Origin of the sequence: Streptomyces sp. NPDC048650 (assembly GCF_043199095.1) — a bacterium.
GTDB lineage: Bacteria > Actinomycetota > Actinomycetes > Streptomycetales > Streptomycetaceae > Streptomyces.
Map to the genome: position 1 here is coordinate 692,404 of NZ_JBICVM010000002.1, position 14,275 is coordinate 706,678.

Sequence of the window (14,275 nt, forward strand, 5' to 3'; positions counted from 1 at the left end):
GCCCCGAACGGAGCGGCACATGGCCACCACCGATGACGGATCCCCCACCCGCCTCACCTTCCGCGAGGAGGTCAAGGACGCGGTGACGACCCGGGCCGCGCTGATGGTGGGCGGCGTGCTGGGTCTGATGATCGCGTTCATCGCGTCGTACGCGGGCGCCTTCCACGCCCCCAAGGCGACGGATGTGCCGCTCGGTGTGGTCGCCCCCGCGCGCAGCGGCGGGCAGCTGGTGGCGAAGCTGGACCGGCTGCCGGGGTCGCCGCTCGCCCCCCGCACGGTCGCCTCCGAGCGGCGGGCACGGCAGCAGATCGCGGACCGGACGATCGACGCCGCGCTGATCGTCGATCCGCGCGGCACCACCGACCGGCTCCTGGTGGCCAGCGGCGGCGGCGCCTCGCTCTCCCAGGCCGTCGAACTGATCGTGCGGGCGGCGGAGAAGTCCCAGCAGCGCACCGTGCGCACGGTGGACGTCACCCCGGCCGCCACCGGTGACGCCCGCAGCCTGACGTCCTTCTATCTCGTCGTGGGGTGGTGCGTCGGCGGCTATCTGTGCGCCGCGATCCTCGCCATCAGCGCCGGGGCCCGCCCGGCCAACGGAGCGCGCGCGATCATCCGGCTGGCCGCGCTCGCGCTCTACGCGATCGTCGCCGGGCTGGCGGGCGCGATCGTCGTCGCCCCGGTGCTCGGCGCACTGCCCGGCAGCATCGTGGGGCTGTGGGGGCTGGGGGCGCTGGTCGTCTTCGCCGTCGGGGCCACGACGCTGGCCTTCCAGGCACTGATGGGCGTCATCGGCATCGGCCTGGCGATCCTGGTGATCGTGGTGCTGGGCAACCCGAGCGCGGGCGGCGCCTACCCCTACCCGCTGCTGCCGCCGTTCTGGCAGGCGATCGGCCCGGCACTGCCACCGGGCGCCGGCACCTGGGCGGCGCGCTCCGTCGCGTACTTCCGGGGCCACGCCGTGACCGGGTCGCTGCTGGTGCTGTCCGCCTGGGCGGTGGGCGGCGTCCTGGTCACCACGGTGCTCGCGACGCTCCGCGGGAACGGCGGTACGCGGCGCACCGGAGCGTGACGCACCTCCCGCACCGAAAGGGCACGGCGCCCGCGCGTGCCACGCCCCTCCCGACGCCGCACGCACGGGCACCGCGCCCTTCCCGCCGGTGCCCGAATCAGCCCTGCGCAGGGCTCACATGTGGGTGCCGCCGTCGATGCGGAGCTCGGTACCGGTGATGAACGCGCCGTCCCGCGAGGCCAGCATCGCGATCACGCCCGCGACGGTCTCCGGGCCGGCGAAGCCCTGACCGATGGCCGGGGCGAGCTTGGTGAACAGGCCCATGTCCGCGTCCTCGGGCAGCCCCGGACCCCGGCCGCTGGTCATCCCGCTGGCGATGGAGCCGGGCGCCACGCACACCGCGCGCAGCCCCTGCTTGCTGTACTCGCTCGCGATGGCGTGCGTCATCGACTGGATGCCGCCCTTGCTGGCCGCGTACGCCGACATGTACGGGTGCGCGAACGAGGCGGAGGTGGAGCTGAAGTTGACCACCACCGGCGCATCGCCCTCCAACAGGGCGGGCAGCGCCTCACGGATCATCAGGAAGGTGCCGGTCAGGTTGACCGCGATGATCTTGTTGAAGAAGTCCAGGGTGGTCAGGTGGGTGTGCGAGGAGCGCAGGATGCCGGCCGCGTTGACCAGGACGTCCAGGCCGCCGAGGCCGGCGACCGCGGCGGCGACGCCGGCCCGGACCGCCGCCTCGTCGGATATGTCCAGCGGCGCCGTCACCAGCCGGTCGGCGACGCCGTCCGCGGCGGCCCGGTCGGCGGTGGCCGCGAGACCCGCCTCGTCGACGTCCGCCGCGACGACCCGGCCGCCCTCGGCGAGGATCCGGTGGACGGTGGCCTGGCCGATGCCCGAGCCGGCTCCGGTGATCAGTGCGCGGCGGCCGTCAAAGCGGTTCATGGTGCTGCTCCGTTCTCGAGGTTCCGTCGCACCGTACGCCTGTCTGGCACAATGTGCCATCCTTGCATGTCGCGCCACTCTGTCACGGGTCCGTAAGCTGATCCCATGCCCACCGCGCCCCGCCCCTCCTCCCCCGCCCGCCCCTCGCTGACCGAGCGACGCAAGGCCGAGACCCAGCTGGAGATCGCCCGCACCGCGGCCGCCTTGTTCGCGGAGCGCGGCGCCGCGGTCACCGCCGACGAGATCGCCCGCGCGGCCGGCGTCGCACTGCGCACCTTCTACCGCTACTTCCGCACCAAGGAGGACGCGGTGGCACCGCTGCTCGCCGTCGGGGTGCGGGACTGGATCGACGACCTCGCCGCGGCCGACGGGCCCGACGCACCGCCGGTGCGCGCGACGCTGGAGCGGGCCGCACGCCGGGCGCTGACCCCCGCCGACGCCCCGGCCGGGGAGGCGCTGCAGTGGACACGGGGACTGCTGCGGGCGATGCCCGGGGATCCGGCGCTACGCGGGGTCTGGCACCGGGTGCACCACGACTCCGAGGAGGCACTGGTCCCGGTCCTGGCGCGACTGACGGGCGCCGACCCGCTGACGGTTCGCCTGGCCGCGGCGGCCGCGAACACCGCGATGCGGGTCGCGGTGGAGGAGTGGGCCGCGGGCGACGCCCCCGAGGACGGGCCGCAGGGGCCGGCCGAGCTGGTGGCCCGTGGAATGCGGGCCCTGACGGCGGGGCTGCCGGAGCTGGACGCCCGCAACGGGGAGCACTTCGTGGCCCCGTAGTCATACGGAGACCTCCTCCGGCCCTCCTCTTCGGCCAATCGCCGGAGATCGACGCCCTGCCGAACGACCGGTCGGTGGCCGGAACCTTGCGCTCCTGGCGTGATTGATCTCCCTCGCGGCGCGATCACCGGTACGGCATCCCCGCTGGCCGCCCACCGCGCGGTCACACTTTTGACACAACTCCACCGCTTTTGTTCGCGCCATTACTCAGTGCTTTCCCCTAACGACTCAAAGCGATCGGCCGAGGTGCACGCGGCGTGCCGATGGGTCCAGACTCCCGACCGTCATCCGAAGCAACGGACAAAGGAGTTCGTCAATGCGGTACATCTCTGGAGCGATCGCACTCGGCGCGGCGCTGGTTCTCGGCTCGCTGGCCACCACCGCACAGGCGGCCACGACCCCGGCGCAGCCCCTTCGCTCCGGCGGGCTGTACGCCCCGACGGAGCTGGTGCTGACCGTCGGCCAGGGCGAGGACCGCGCGACGGCCACGGTCGAGCGCGCGGTGACCCTCAGCTGCATGCCGCGGGCGACCGGCAGCCACCCCAGCCCCAAAGCCGCCTGCACCCAGCTGCGTTCGGTGGCCGGTGACTTCAACGCCGTCACCGGCACCGTGACGGAGCGACTGTGTACCAAGGAGTGGAACCCGGTCGTGGTCACCGCGGACGGCGTCTGGCAGGGCCGCCGGGTGTCGTACACCTACACCTTCGCCAACGCCTGCACGATGAACGCCACTCAGGGCTCGGTCTTCCGGTTCTGAGGCGGACGGACCAGATCCCCGGGCGCCGGACGGCGGCGCCCGGGGATCTCTGCGTACGCGCCGCCGCGTCCCCACCCTCCCGGTGGACGACGGGGCTTCGCGGACGGCCCTTAGGCTCCGCCCATGGCCGAACCCGATCTCCCCGCAGCCCCGCCGTACGGCACGACGGCCGATGCCGGGGTCGCCGTCCTCTCCGACATCCACGGTGCGCTGCCGGCGCTGGAGGCCGTGCTCGCCGAGCCGGAGGTGCGGGCCGCCCGGCGCATCGTCCTGACCGGCGACCTGCTCGCCGGGCCGTTCCCCCGGCAGACGCTTGAACTGCTGCGCGCCCTCGGCGACCGGGCGGTGTGGATCAGGGGCAACGCCGACCGCGAGATGGCGGACCCGCAGCCGGGGACGGACCCGGTCGACCGCTGGGCGGCGACCCGACTCCGCCCGGACGAGCTGGACCTCCTGCGGTCGCTGCCCGCCACCGTGACCCTGGAGGTGGCCGGGCTCGGGCCCGTCCTCTTCTGCCACGCCACACCGCGCGACGACACGGAGGTGGTACTGGTCGACTCCCGGCGAGACCGCTGGGCCGAGGTGTTCGCGGGGGTGCCCGACGCCGTCCGCACGGTGGTCTGCGGACACACCCATATGCCGTTCGTCCGGCTCACCCACGGGCGGCTGGTGGTCAATCCCGGCAGCGTCGGGATGCCCTACGGCAGGGCGGGCGCGCACTGGGCGCTGCTGGGGCCGGGCGGCGGGGCGGTCACGCTGCGGCACACGCCCTTCGACCAGGACGCGGCCTGCGAGCGGATCGCGCGGGAGTCGGACCTCCCCGGGGCGGCCGCGTGGGCGGACACCTATGTCCGGGCCCGGCCTTCGGCCGAGGAGGCGCTGGCTGCGTTCGGACCCGGGGACGGGCGGAGGGACGACTGACCGGGCGCCGCGGCAGCGGTACGGCCCCGGACCTCGACAGGTCCGGGGCCGTACCGCTCGCGGATGTGGTGCCGTGGCGCAGGTCAGCCGATCTGCGCGCCCTCGGCCTCCAGGGCCTCGGGGACCGGCTGGAAGAAGGTCTCGCCGCCGCCGGAGCAGTCGCCGCTGCCACCGGAGGTGAGGCCCAGCGCGGACTCGCCGTCGAACAGGGCGCCGCCGCTGTCGCCGGGCTCGGCGCAGACGTCGGTCTGGATCAGGCCCTCGACCGTGCCTTCCTGGTAGTTGACGCTGGCGTTCAGGGCCTTGACGGTGCCGTCGTGGACCTGGGTGGTGCTGCCGCTGCGCTGCACCTTCTCACCGACCGTGGCGTCCGCGGCCTTGGTGATCTTCTGGCTGCTGCCGTTGTAGAGGTCCACCTCGCTGGGGTGCGGGGTGTCCGCGGTGTACTTGGCGATGGAGTAGTCGTCGCCCGGGAACTTGGAGTCCTCGGTGGTCGCGATCTCCGAGCCGCCCTGCTTGTCGGAGTAGCTCTTGATCGCGTTGCCGCAGTGGCCGGCCGTCAGGAAGTACGGCTGGCCGTCCTTGACGACGTTGAAGCCGAGCGAGCAGCGGGCGCCGCTTCCCCAGATCGCGTCGCCACCGGCGATGAAGGGGGTGAACTTGCCCTTGCTGTGCCGGAGTTGGACCTTGTCACCGAGGGTCTTGGTGACCTTGGTGAGTCGCTCCAGCTTGGCGCCCTTGACCGTGCGGTCGGCGGTCACCACGATGCGGTTGCCGACCGGGTCGACGCCCCAGGAGGTGCCGGGGATGGTCGCCTTCGACTTCAGCGTCTGCCGGGCCGCGTCGAGCTGGGCGAGCGAGTGCTTGACGAGTCTCGCCTGCGCCCCCTTCGCGCGGACGACCTTGGCGGCGGCCTCGTCCACGACGTTGACCACGAGCTTCTTGGCCCGGGCGTCGTAGTAGGCACCCGCCGTGCCGGTCTTGAGCTGGGATGCCAGGGTGGTCGCCGCCGTGGAGGTCAGCTTGGCCACCGTGGGGGTGGTCGGGGCAGGGGCCGCGTTGGCGTTGGCCAGGGTGACGGTGGCGGTGGCGGCGAGGGCCAGCGCGCCCGCGCCTGCCAGGACCGCGCGCCGGTTGGGTATGCGTCGGTGCTTCAACTCAGAGCCTCCCGTGGGGGACGGGCCCGTTCTGTGGGGAGAAGTGCGGGCCCGAGAGTATGAGGAATCGGGACACAAACGTTCCGCCCGGCGTAGCAGCACTCCGCAACAGCGCTCCGGGTAATCGCGTCCATGCCAACCTGCGGAGCCGAGTATTCCCATCCACCTCACTCGTGCACAAGACCGAGTACCGGTCCCGCATCCGGGAGTTCACACTTTCATCACATGGCGGGCACGCCGATATCCGCGCACGGGGCTCCTGACTGCGGACGGACTGCGCCTGGCCGGAAACCACCCCCGGCGGCTGTCCGGGCCCGTTCAGCGACCGACCGCCGCACCCGCCCGGTGGCAGGTGCGGCGGTCGGTCGCCGTCGGCCCGGCTATCCGCTCCCGGCGCCCCGCCCCACGTCGAGGCCGTCCACCGGAGGCAGATCCGGCAGCTCGGCCGGCGCGGCGAGCATCCCGTCCTCCAGGGCGCCGGCAGCGTCCCCGGCCCCCTCGCGGGCCTCGCCGTCCGCGGCGGCCGCCCGCTGCGGCCGCTCCTGCGACCGCTCCTCCTGCGCCTGTACGGTCTGCGCCTGGGCCTGGAGGCCGGAGCGCTCCAGGAAGCGCAGCAGCTCCACCGGGAAGGGCAGGACAAGGGTGGAGTTCTTCTCGGCGGCGACCGCCACCACGGTCTGCAGCAGCCGCAGTTGCAGCGCCGCAGGCTGGTCGGACATGGCCGCGGCGGCCTCGGACAGCTTCTTCGAGGCCTGCAGCTCGGCGTCGGCATTGATCACCCGGGCGCGCCGGTCGCGGGTGGCCTCCGCCTGGCGGGCCATCGACCGCTTCATGGTCTCCGGCAGCGAGACGTCCTTGATCTCCACCCGGTCGACGGTCACGCCCCAGCCGATGGCCGGGCTGTCCATCATCAGCTCCAGCCCCTGGTTGAGCTTCTCGCGGTTCGACAGCAGATCGTCCAGCTCGCTCTTGCCGATGATCGAACGCAGCGAGGTCTGCGCCATCTGTGAGACCGCGAAGCGGTAGTCCTCGACCCGGATGACCGCGTCGGCGGCGTCGACGACCTTGAAGTAGACCACCGCGTCGACCCGGACCGTGACGTTGTCGCGGGTGATGCCTTCCTGGGCGGGCACCGGCATCGTGATGATCTGCATGTTGACCTTGCGCATCCGGTCGACGCCCGGAACGATCATGGTGAATCCCGGCTGGCGCACCTCGGAGGCCAGCCGCCCCAGGCGCAGCACCACGCCCCGCTCGTACTGCTTGACCACGCGCGCCGCCGCGACGACGTACACCGCGCCGAAGGCGGCCAGCGCCACCCCGGCCGTCACCAGTTCTTCGACCATCACGGCCCCCTGACCTCGGGCACAAGCCGTTCGCCATGCGAACCCGTCGGCCCGAATGGCGCTTTTTTACATGGTATGCCCGGTTCGGCGAGGCGGCCGAAGGGTGTCCGGAACGCGATCGGGCCCCCGTCCGCCGGCGGACGGGGGCCCTCTGCCGGCCTCGCTGGTCCTCGTCGTGTCCGGCCGGTCGGCGCACGCTCACGAGCGAGCCGGTCGGTACACACTCAGTCGGTCAGCACACACTCAGGTGTCGGTCAGTACACGCTCACGCCATAGGCGCTGAGCGCCTCGGTCACGGGCTGGAAGAACGTCGTGCCGCCGGAGGTGCAGTCGCCGCTGCCGCCGGAGGTGAGGCCCAGGGCCTTGGTCCCCGAGTAGAGGGGGCCGCCGCTGTCGCCGGGCTCGGCGCAGACGGTGGTCTGGATCAGGCCGGAGACGACATCGCCGCCGCCGTAGTTGACGGTGGCGTTCAGGCCCGTGACCTTGCCGCTGTGGATGCCGGTCGTCGAGCCGCGGCGAGTGACCGACTGGCCGACGGTCGGGGTGCCGGCGCTGGTGATGTCCTGGCTGCCGACGGTGCCCTCGTGGGAGACCGAGCCGGTGTACTTGATGATGCCGTAGTCGTTGCCGGGGAAGCTGCTGCCCGCGGTCGGGCCGATGCTCGCGCCGGAGCCGGTGGTCCAGGGCGGGTTGCCGTCGGTGCAGTGACCGGCGGTCAGGGCGTAATACGTGCTGCCGCTGCGGACGTTGAAGCCGAGCGAGCAGCGCCAGCTGGGCGCGTAGATGGCGTCGCCGCCGGAGATGAACTTGCGCAGGGTGCCGGAGATCCGGTCGATGCGCAGCGCGCCGGCGTTGCCGCCCGCGGCCCGCTCGATCCGGGCGATCTCGGCCTGGGAGACGGTGCGGTCGGCGGTGACCACCACGGTGTGCGACGTCGGGTCCACGGACCAGGCGGTGCCCGCGACGTCGGCGGCGCGCACGGCGCCGCCGACGGCGGAGAGCTGGGAGGCGCTGAACGTCTTTGCGGGGGCGGGGTCCTGGGCGCTCGCGGCCGGTACGGCGACGGCGCCGACGGCCAGCAGTCCGGACGCCACGGCGATCAGCCGGGTGCGTCTCGCTACGCCGCTGCTGCGGGGGGTGGTGCGCTCGTTCCTCACGTGATTCCTCCGAGGGGGATGTCTGGGCCGCCGGTGGGCGGCCCGGTGAGGCGCAGCCGAAGGGCACGCGGAAATCCGCACGGTGTCTTTTCAGCGTGCCCCTGACAAGCGCTGGACCGGAGTGTCCGGTGCGCCGCCCCCACGGCGCAAGAGGGCGTCCGCGATCCGTCGGATGACGGCAGGTCAGCGGGCGGCGGTACGCGACACCGCCCCGCACTCCGTGGGAAATCCCTCCGGAACCGCCGGGGCGGCGGCCGCCCCCTCGGTCGCCGAGGGGGCGGATCAGCGTGGGAGGCGGCGCTGTTCACCGGCCCGCAGCGCGAACGGCAGGGTGTTGCCGGGCGGCGGGAACGGGCACAGGAAGTGGTCGGCGAAGGCGCAGGGCGGCAGCAGGGTGCGGTTGAGGTCGACGGTGACGGTGCCGTCGGCGGCGGGCGCGGGCGACCGCAGGAAACGGAAGCGGTGGCTTTCCGTACCGCTGGTGGCGTCGGCGAGCACTGCCCACAGCGAACCGTCGTCCTCGACCGCGACCTGGAGGGTGTGCCCGTCACCGTCCAGGGTGAAGGCCAGCTCACCGGCCAGGCCGAGGCCGCGCCGGGCACCGTCGGCGTGGGCCACCTCGACGCTGCGCCGCTCCCCGTACGGCCGGAACAGACCGGGCCGGACCCAGCGTTCGTCGTGGTCGTAGACGGCTGTGCCGGCGAAGTCGCGGCGGTTGGCGGAGCCGGGGTCGAAGTCGCGTACCGCCCACCGGCCGTCGCGGCGCAGCACCAGCAGGTGCCGCTCCCCCTGCGCCACACGGGTGGCGTCCGGTGCGCGGTCCGGCCCGAGGCGTATCTCGCCGGCCGCGGGCCGGCCGTCGACGCTGAGCCGGTCCCCCTCCGCGGCCCGCAGCACGACCTCGTCGCCGTCCGCCGTCCAGGTGCCCGGCAGTCCCTCGATCCGGCCGTCCGGATGGTCGGCGAGCCAGTGGGTACCGGTCAGCGCCAGCGGGCCGTACGGCGCGGAGATCGTTGCGAGGCGCTGCTCGCGCCAGTCCCGCCACTCCTGGAGTGCGTGTGCGTGCGTGGTGCTCATGAACGTCCGTCCTCCCCTACCGGGCGCGCCGACGCCGGCAGCCCCAGATGCGAGCGCAGCGTGCGGCCGCGGTATTCCGTCCGGTGGACGCCGCGCTCCTGGAGCAGCGGCACGACCCGGTCGACGAAGTCGTCCAGGCCCCCCGGGGTCAGGTGCGGGACGAGGATGAATCCGTCGGCCGCACCGGTCTGCACGAAGGTGTCCATCTCCGCCGCGACGGCCGCGGGCGTCCCGACGAACGACTGCCGCCCGGTGGTCTCGATCACGGTCTCGCGCAGGGACAGGCCCTTGGCGCGCGACAGTGCGCGCCAGCGGTCGGCGACGGCCTTCGGATCGGCGATCCTGACCCGGCCCTGGGCCAGCTCGCTGCCCGGATCCGGGTCGATGTCCGGCAACGGTCCGTCCGGGTCGTACGCGGACAGGTCGACGCCCCAGACCTGCTCCAGCGCGAGCAGCGCGTTCTGCGGGGAGACCTGCCGGCGGCGGATCTCGGCGGCCCGCTCCTGGGCCTCCGCCGCGGTGTCGCCGAGGACGAAGGTGACACCCGGCATGATCTTGAGGTCGTCCGGCCGGCGGCCGTACGCCGCGAGCCGGCCCTTGACGTCGGCGTAGAAGGCACGTCCCGCCTCCGGACCGCTGTGCCGGGTGAAGATCACGTCGGCGGCGGAGGCCGCGAACTCCCGCCCTTCGGGCGAGTCCCCCGCCTGGATGACGACGGGGTGGCCCTGCGGGCTGTGCGGCACGGTGAACTCGCCCCGCACGGTGAAGTGGGCGCCGCGGTGGTCGACCGGCTCCGGGCGGCCTCCGGCGGGCCAGGAGTCCCACAACTGCCGTGTCAGATCGAGGAATTCGGCGGCCCGGGAGTAGCGGTCGGCCCGGTCGAGGTAGCCGCCGCGGCGGAAGTTCTCGCCGGTGAACGCGTCCGAGGTGGTGACGACGTTCCAGGCGGCCCGGCCGCCGCTGAGGTGGTCCAGGGAGGCGAACCGGCGGGCGAGCTCATAGGGCTCGTTGAAGGTGGCATTGACGGTGGCGGCCAGGCCGAGCCGCTCGGTGACCGCCGCCAACGCGTTGAGCACGGTGATCGACTCGGGTCTGCCGGCCACGTCGAGGTCGTGGATGCGGCCCTTGTGTTCGCGCAGCCGCAGCCCCTCGGCGAGGAAGAAGAAGTCGAACAGGCCGCGCTCGGCGGTACGGGCCAGATGCGCGAAGGAGGAGAAGGCGATCTGGCTCCCGAGGGGGGAGTCCGCCGCGGCGTCCCGGCCGGAGGCGGTGGCCTGGCCCGCGGCGAGGGCGTCGCCCCACACCGTGGTGTTGTTGACGCCGGGGAAGTGGGCGGCCAGGTGGATCTGCTTGCGGTCCGGGCCGCTACGGCTCTGGCTCATCACGAGGCCTCTCGGGCAGGGGAGTAACGGTTGGCGGGGCGCGCCAGGCCGAGGTGGTCGCGGAGCGTTCCGCCGAGCTGCTCGCGGCGCCGCAGCCCGCGGTCCCGCAGCCGCGGAACGGTGCCCTCGACGAGCCGGGCGAGGTCCCGGGCCGGGTCGGCGGGCCGCAGGTGGAAGCCGTCGGCCGCGCCGGCCGCGTACCAGTCGCCGATCAGATCGGCGAGCCCGGCGGCATCGTCGGCGGAGTGCAGCTCGGTGGGCAGCGAGGCGAACACCAGCAGCCGGTCCGGGTCGCGGCCGTGTGCGCGGGCCCGCTCGCGGAGTTCGGCGCGGGCCGCGCCGGCGGCGTACGGGTCCTCGACCCGTACGAGCACCACGTCCGCGTGTGCGGCGGCCACCTCCCGCACCGCCTCGTCGGCCGAGTCGCCCGCACCGGTCACCTCGACGACCGTGACGGCCCGGCCCTGCGGCGGCCTGGGAACGATGGACGGGCCGCGGACGCTGAAGGTGGAGCCGGTGAAGTCGACGTAGTGCAGCTTGTCCCGGTCGAGGAAGCGGCCGGTGGCCCGGTCGCGGATCTCGGCGTCGTCCTCCCAGCTGTCCCACAGCCGGGCGACGACATCGGCGACCTCGCCCGCCTCCCGCCAGACGTCGGTGGGCGGAGCGGCCGCCCGGCGGCCGACGAGCGCCGCCTCCGCCGCGGTGGTGGACACCCCGACCGTCCAGCCCGCCCGGCCGTGGCTGACCCAGTCCAGGGTGGCGACGGCGGTGGAGACATGGAACGGCTCGGTGTGGGTGGTGGTGACGGTCGGGACCAGGCCGATGCGTTCGGTCGCGGGCGCGACCCTGGCCAGTACGGCGAGCGCGTCGAGCCCGGGCCGGGCGAAGCCGTCGCCGAGGGTCAGGAAGTCGAGGCCGCCGCGCTCGGCGAGGCGGGCGAGGGCGACATGGTACGCGGCGTCGTGGACGGCCGTGGCATCCGGCCGGGGGGCGTCCAGCGCGACGGCCAGCCGGAGCGGGGTCGGGGATTCGGGCATGAGGGGGCCTTTCTCGCGCGGGGTCAGTTCGCCGTCCGGGGCAGGCCCGGCGGATTGGTCTGGGACGTCTTCAGCGCCTCTTCGGTCAGCCCCCAGCGCGCCAGCACCTTGCCGTAGCGGCCGTTGTCGATGACCTTCTGCAGCGCGGCGGCATAGGCCCGCACCAGCCCGCTGCCCTTCTTCGTGGTGGCGGCGATCTTGCCCCGGACGGTGCTGCCGCCCCCGGAGAAGGTGCCGACGATCTCGGTCTGTCCCGCGGTGTTCACGTGGTACGCGGCGGACGGGTTCGGGCCGAAGTAGCCGTCGACACGGCCCGACTGGAGGGCGAGATAGGTGTCCGAGCTCTTCTGGAAGTACTTGATGTCGACCGGCTTGCGGCCCGCCTTCTCGTTCTCCCGGCTCCAGTCCACGAGGATCTTCTCCTGGTTGGTGCCGCTGCTGACCGCGATGGTCCGACCGGCGACGTCCCGGGCGCCGCGCACCCGCCAGCCGCTGCCCTTCCTTGCCTCCATCGCCAGTTGGTCGAGGCGGTAGGTGGCGAAGTCGTACTTCTCCTTGCGCTCCTCGGTGACGGTCACATTGGAGAAGACGGCGTCGAGTTTGCCGCTGTCGAGCCCGACGAAGAGGTTCTCCCACGACAGCGGCTCGAAGCGCGGCCGGAGGCCGAGGGTGTCGGCGACGAGCGTGGCGATGTCCTCCTCGACGCCGATGAGGGTCTTGTCGTCGGTGGCGTGGAAGTCCAGCGGCGGCGTTCCCGTGGCATCCACGCCGATGCGCAGCGTGCCGGCCCTGCGCACCCGCTCCGGCAGCAGGGCGGCGGCCTTCGGGTCCTTCGTCCCGTGGATGCGGTGCTGGTCGGGACCGATATTGATCTTCGCTCCCGGCTTCCCCGGGGCGGCGACGCGCCGGCCCGCCACGTCACCGCCGCCGCAGGCGGTGAGCACGGTGGAGCCGGCGGCGAGCGCGAGGACGGCGGCGAGGGTACGGCGGCGGTTCACGGTGTGACTCCTCATGGTCAGGTCGCTCAGAGGACCTTGGAGAGAAAGGACTTGGTGCGCTCGTGGCGCGGGTTGTCGAGGACCTCGCCGGGGGTGCCCTGTTCGACGATCCGCCCGCCGTCCATGAAGACGACGGTGTCGGCCACCTCACGGGCGAAGCCGATCTCATGGGTGACGACGATCATCGTGGTGCCCCCTCGCGCCAAGTCCTTGATGACGTCGAGGACTTCGCCGACCAGCTCCGGATCGAGCGCCGAGGTCGGCTCGTCGAAGAGCAGCAGCTTGGGCTCCAGCGCCAGCGCGCGGGCGATGGCCACCCGCTGCTGCTGGCCGCCGGAGAGCCGGCGGGGGTAGGCGTCCGCCTTGTCGGCGAGCCCGACCCGCTCCAGCAGCTGCACCGCCGTCGCGAGGACGTCCTTCCGCGGCCGGCGGAGCGCGGCGATCGGCGCCTCGACGATGTTCTCCAGCACGGTCAGATGCGGGAAGAGGTGGAAGTTCTGGAAGACGAAGCCGATGTCGGTGCGCTGCCTGAGGATCTCGCGTTCGCGCAGCTCGTAGAGCTTGTCGCCGGAGCGGCGGTAGCCCACCAGCGCGCCGTCCACGCTCACCGTGCCACTGTCGACCTTCTCCAGGTGGTTGATGGTGCGCAGCAGCGTGGACTTCCCGGAGCCGGACGGGCCGAGGACGACCGTGACCTCTCCGGTACGGACCGCGAGGTCGACCCCTTTGAGCACCTCCAGCGCGCCGAAGCTCTTGTGGACGGACCGGATCTCGACCATCGCGCGGGTGGCGGTCGTGGTGCTCATCGGGTGGCTCCCTTGGCGAAGTGGCGTTCGACGTAGTGCTGGAGGACGGAGAGCACGGTGGTCAGGAGGATGTACCAGGCGGTGGCCACCATCAGCAGGGGGACGACCCTGCCGTTCCGTCCGTAGATGACCTGGACCTGGTAGAAGAGCTCGCCGATCGCCATCACGGAGACGATGGAGGTGCCCTTGAAGAGGGAGATCACCTCGTTGGTGGCGTTCGGCAGGATCGAGCGCATGGCCTGCGGGAGGACGATGCGGCGCAGCTGCCGCAGCCGGGGAATGCCGAGTGCGGCGGCGGCCTCCAACTGTCCGCCGTCCACGGCGAGCACCCCGCCGCGCACGATCTCCGCGGCGTAGGCGGCCTGGTGCAGCGCGAGGCCGAGTACCGCGGAGCCCATCGCGCCGACCAGCCCCATGGTGTCGAAGTGGAAGAAGCCGGGGCCGAAGGGGATGCCGAAGTCCAGGCGCTTGTAGAGATAGGCGAGGTTGAACCAGAACAGCAGCTGGACGATGAGCGGGATGGAGCGGAAGGCCCAGATGTAGCCGAAGGCGACCCAGCGCAGGAAGGGGCTCGCGGACAGGCGCATGAAGGCCAGCACGATGCCCAGCGCGAAACCGAGGGCGGTGCCGTAGACGGTCAGCTGGAGGGTGGTCCAGACGGCCTTGAGCACCGTCTGCGCGGTGAAGAACTGGGCGAACACCTCCCATTCCCAGGCCGGGTTGGTGACCAGGCCGTGCACGAACTGGGCGATCAGTACGGCCGTGACGGCGACGGCCACCCAGCGCCAGGGGTGGCGTACGGGGACGACCTTGAGGGCGGCGGGGTCCTCCGTCTCCGGCGGGCCGGCGCGCTCGGGGGCGGTTTTTCCGGCGGGGAGATCACGGGTCAGCGTCACGGCGGTC

General features: G+C 72.8%; 14 protein-coding genes. 4 read left to right on the plus strand and 10 right to left on the minus strand.

Going from position 1 to position 14,275, the window contains the following annotated elements; genetic code table 11:
* The first annotated feature begins 19 nt into the window (after positions 1 to 19).
* The gene (locus ACGFML_RS08930; RefSeq protein ID WP_393541518.1) at positions 20 to 1,069 is read left to right on the plus strand and encodes a DUF3533 domain-containing protein; all 1,050 of its coding nucleotides are present in this window, start codon (positions 20 to 22) and stop codon (positions 1,067 to 1,069) included.
* Between the two features lie 114 nt (positions 1,070 to 1,183).
* On the opposite strand, the gene ACGFML_RS08935 is transcribed toward ACGFML_RS08930, so the two are convergent.
* Positions 1,184 to 1,954 (minus strand): SDR family NAD(P)-dependent oxidoreductase, encoded by a 771-nt coding sequence (locus tag ACGFML_RS08935; RefSeq protein ID WP_393541520.1) that lies wholly within the window; start codon positions 1,952 to 1,954, stop codon positions 1,184 to 1,186.
* A gap of 105 nt (positions 1,955 to 2,059) precedes the next feature.
* Between ACGFML_RS08935 and ACGFML_RS08940 the strand changes: the two genes are divergently transcribed.
* From ACGFML_RS08940 to ACGFML_RS08950, 3 genes are all read left to right on the plus strand, one after another.
* Complete coding sequence (locus ACGFML_RS08940) at positions 2,060 to 2,734, plus strand: TetR family transcriptional regulator (protein WP_393541522.1); 675 nt, start codon at positions 2,060 to 2,062, stop codon at positions 2,732 to 2,734.
* Positions 2,735 to 3,050: 316 nt separating this feature from the next.
* Positions 3,051 to 3,491: a subtilase-type protease inhibitor gene (locus ACGFML_RS08945; RefSeq protein ID WP_393541523.1), complete on the plus strand. Its 441-nt coding sequence runs from the start codon at positions 3,051 to 3,053 to the stop codon at positions 3,489 to 3,491.
* A 123-nt stretch (positions 3,492 to 3,614) separates the two neighbouring features.
* Complete coding sequence (locus tag ACGFML_RS08950; RefSeq protein WP_393541525.1) at positions 3,615 to 4,412, plus strand: metallophosphoesterase family protein; 798 nt, start codon at positions 3,615 to 3,617, stop codon at positions 4,410 to 4,412.
* An 83-nt stretch (positions 4,413 to 4,495) separates the two neighbouring features.
* Here the strand turns inward: ACGFML_RS08950 and ACGFML_RS08955 are convergent, their stop codons facing one another.
* From ACGFML_RS08955 to ACGFML_RS08995, 9 genes are all read right to left on the minus strand, one after another.
* Positions 4,496 to 5,569, minus strand: coding sequence for a S1 family peptidase (locus ACGFML_RS08955; protein ID WP_393541527.1), 1,074 nt, complete (start codon positions 5,567 to 5,569; stop codon positions 4,496 to 4,498).
* Between the two features lie 380 nt (positions 5,570 to 5,949).
* Positions 5,950 to 6,915 (minus strand): slipin family protein, encoded by a 966-nt coding sequence (locus ACGFML_RS08960; RefSeq protein WP_393541529.1) that lies wholly within the window; start codon positions 6,913 to 6,915, stop codon positions 5,950 to 5,952.
* 254 nt (positions 6,916 to 7,169) lie between these two features.
* The gene (locus ACGFML_RS08965) at positions 7,170 to 8,072 is read right to left on the minus strand and encodes a S1 family peptidase (RefSeq protein ID WP_393541530.1); all 903 of its coding nucleotides are present in this window, start codon (positions 8,070 to 8,072) and stop codon (positions 7,170 to 7,172) included.
* 282 nt (positions 8,073 to 8,354) lie between these two features.
* On the minus strand, positions 8,355 to 9,149 hold the full coding sequence (locus ACGFML_RS08970) for a DUF1684 domain-containing protein (protein WP_393541531.1): 795 nt from the start codon (positions 9,147 to 9,149) through the stop codon (positions 8,355 to 8,357).
* Entirely contained in the window at positions 9,146 to 10,531 is a 1,386-nt protein-coding gene (locus tag ACGFML_RS08975) for an NtaA/DmoA family FMN-dependent monooxygenase (RefSeq protein ID WP_393541533.1), read from the minus strand. The genes ACGFML_RS08970 and ACGFML_RS08975 overlap by 4 nt, the downstream gene beginning before the upstream one ends.
* Entirely contained in the window at positions 10,531 to 11,568 is a 1,038-nt protein-coding gene (locus ACGFML_RS08980; protein ID WP_393541535.1) for an LLM class flavin-dependent oxidoreductase, read from the minus strand. Before ACGFML_RS08980 ends, ACGFML_RS08975 begins: the two co-directional genes overlap by 1 nt.
* Positions 11,569 to 11,591: 23 nt before the next feature.
* Entirely contained in the window at positions 11,592 to 12,581 is a 990-nt protein-coding gene (locus ACGFML_RS08985) for an ABC transporter substrate-binding protein (RefSeq protein ID WP_393541537.1), read from the minus strand.
* An 11-nt stretch (positions 12,582 to 12,592) separates the two neighbouring features.
* The gene (locus ACGFML_RS08990) at positions 12,593 to 13,372 is read right to left on the minus strand and encodes an amino acid ABC transporter ATP-binding protein (protein WP_393541538.1); all 780 of its coding nucleotides are present in this window, start codon (positions 13,370 to 13,372) and stop codon (positions 12,593 to 12,595) included.
* A complete protein-coding gene (locus ACGFML_RS08995) occupies positions 13,369 to 14,268 on the minus strand; it encodes an amino acid ABC transporter permease (RefSeq protein ID WP_393541539.1) in 900 nt (299 codons plus the stop codon). The genes ACGFML_RS08990 and ACGFML_RS08995 overlap by 4 nt, the downstream gene beginning before the upstream one ends.
* Between the last annotated feature and the right edge of the window lie 7 nt (positions 14,269 to 14,275).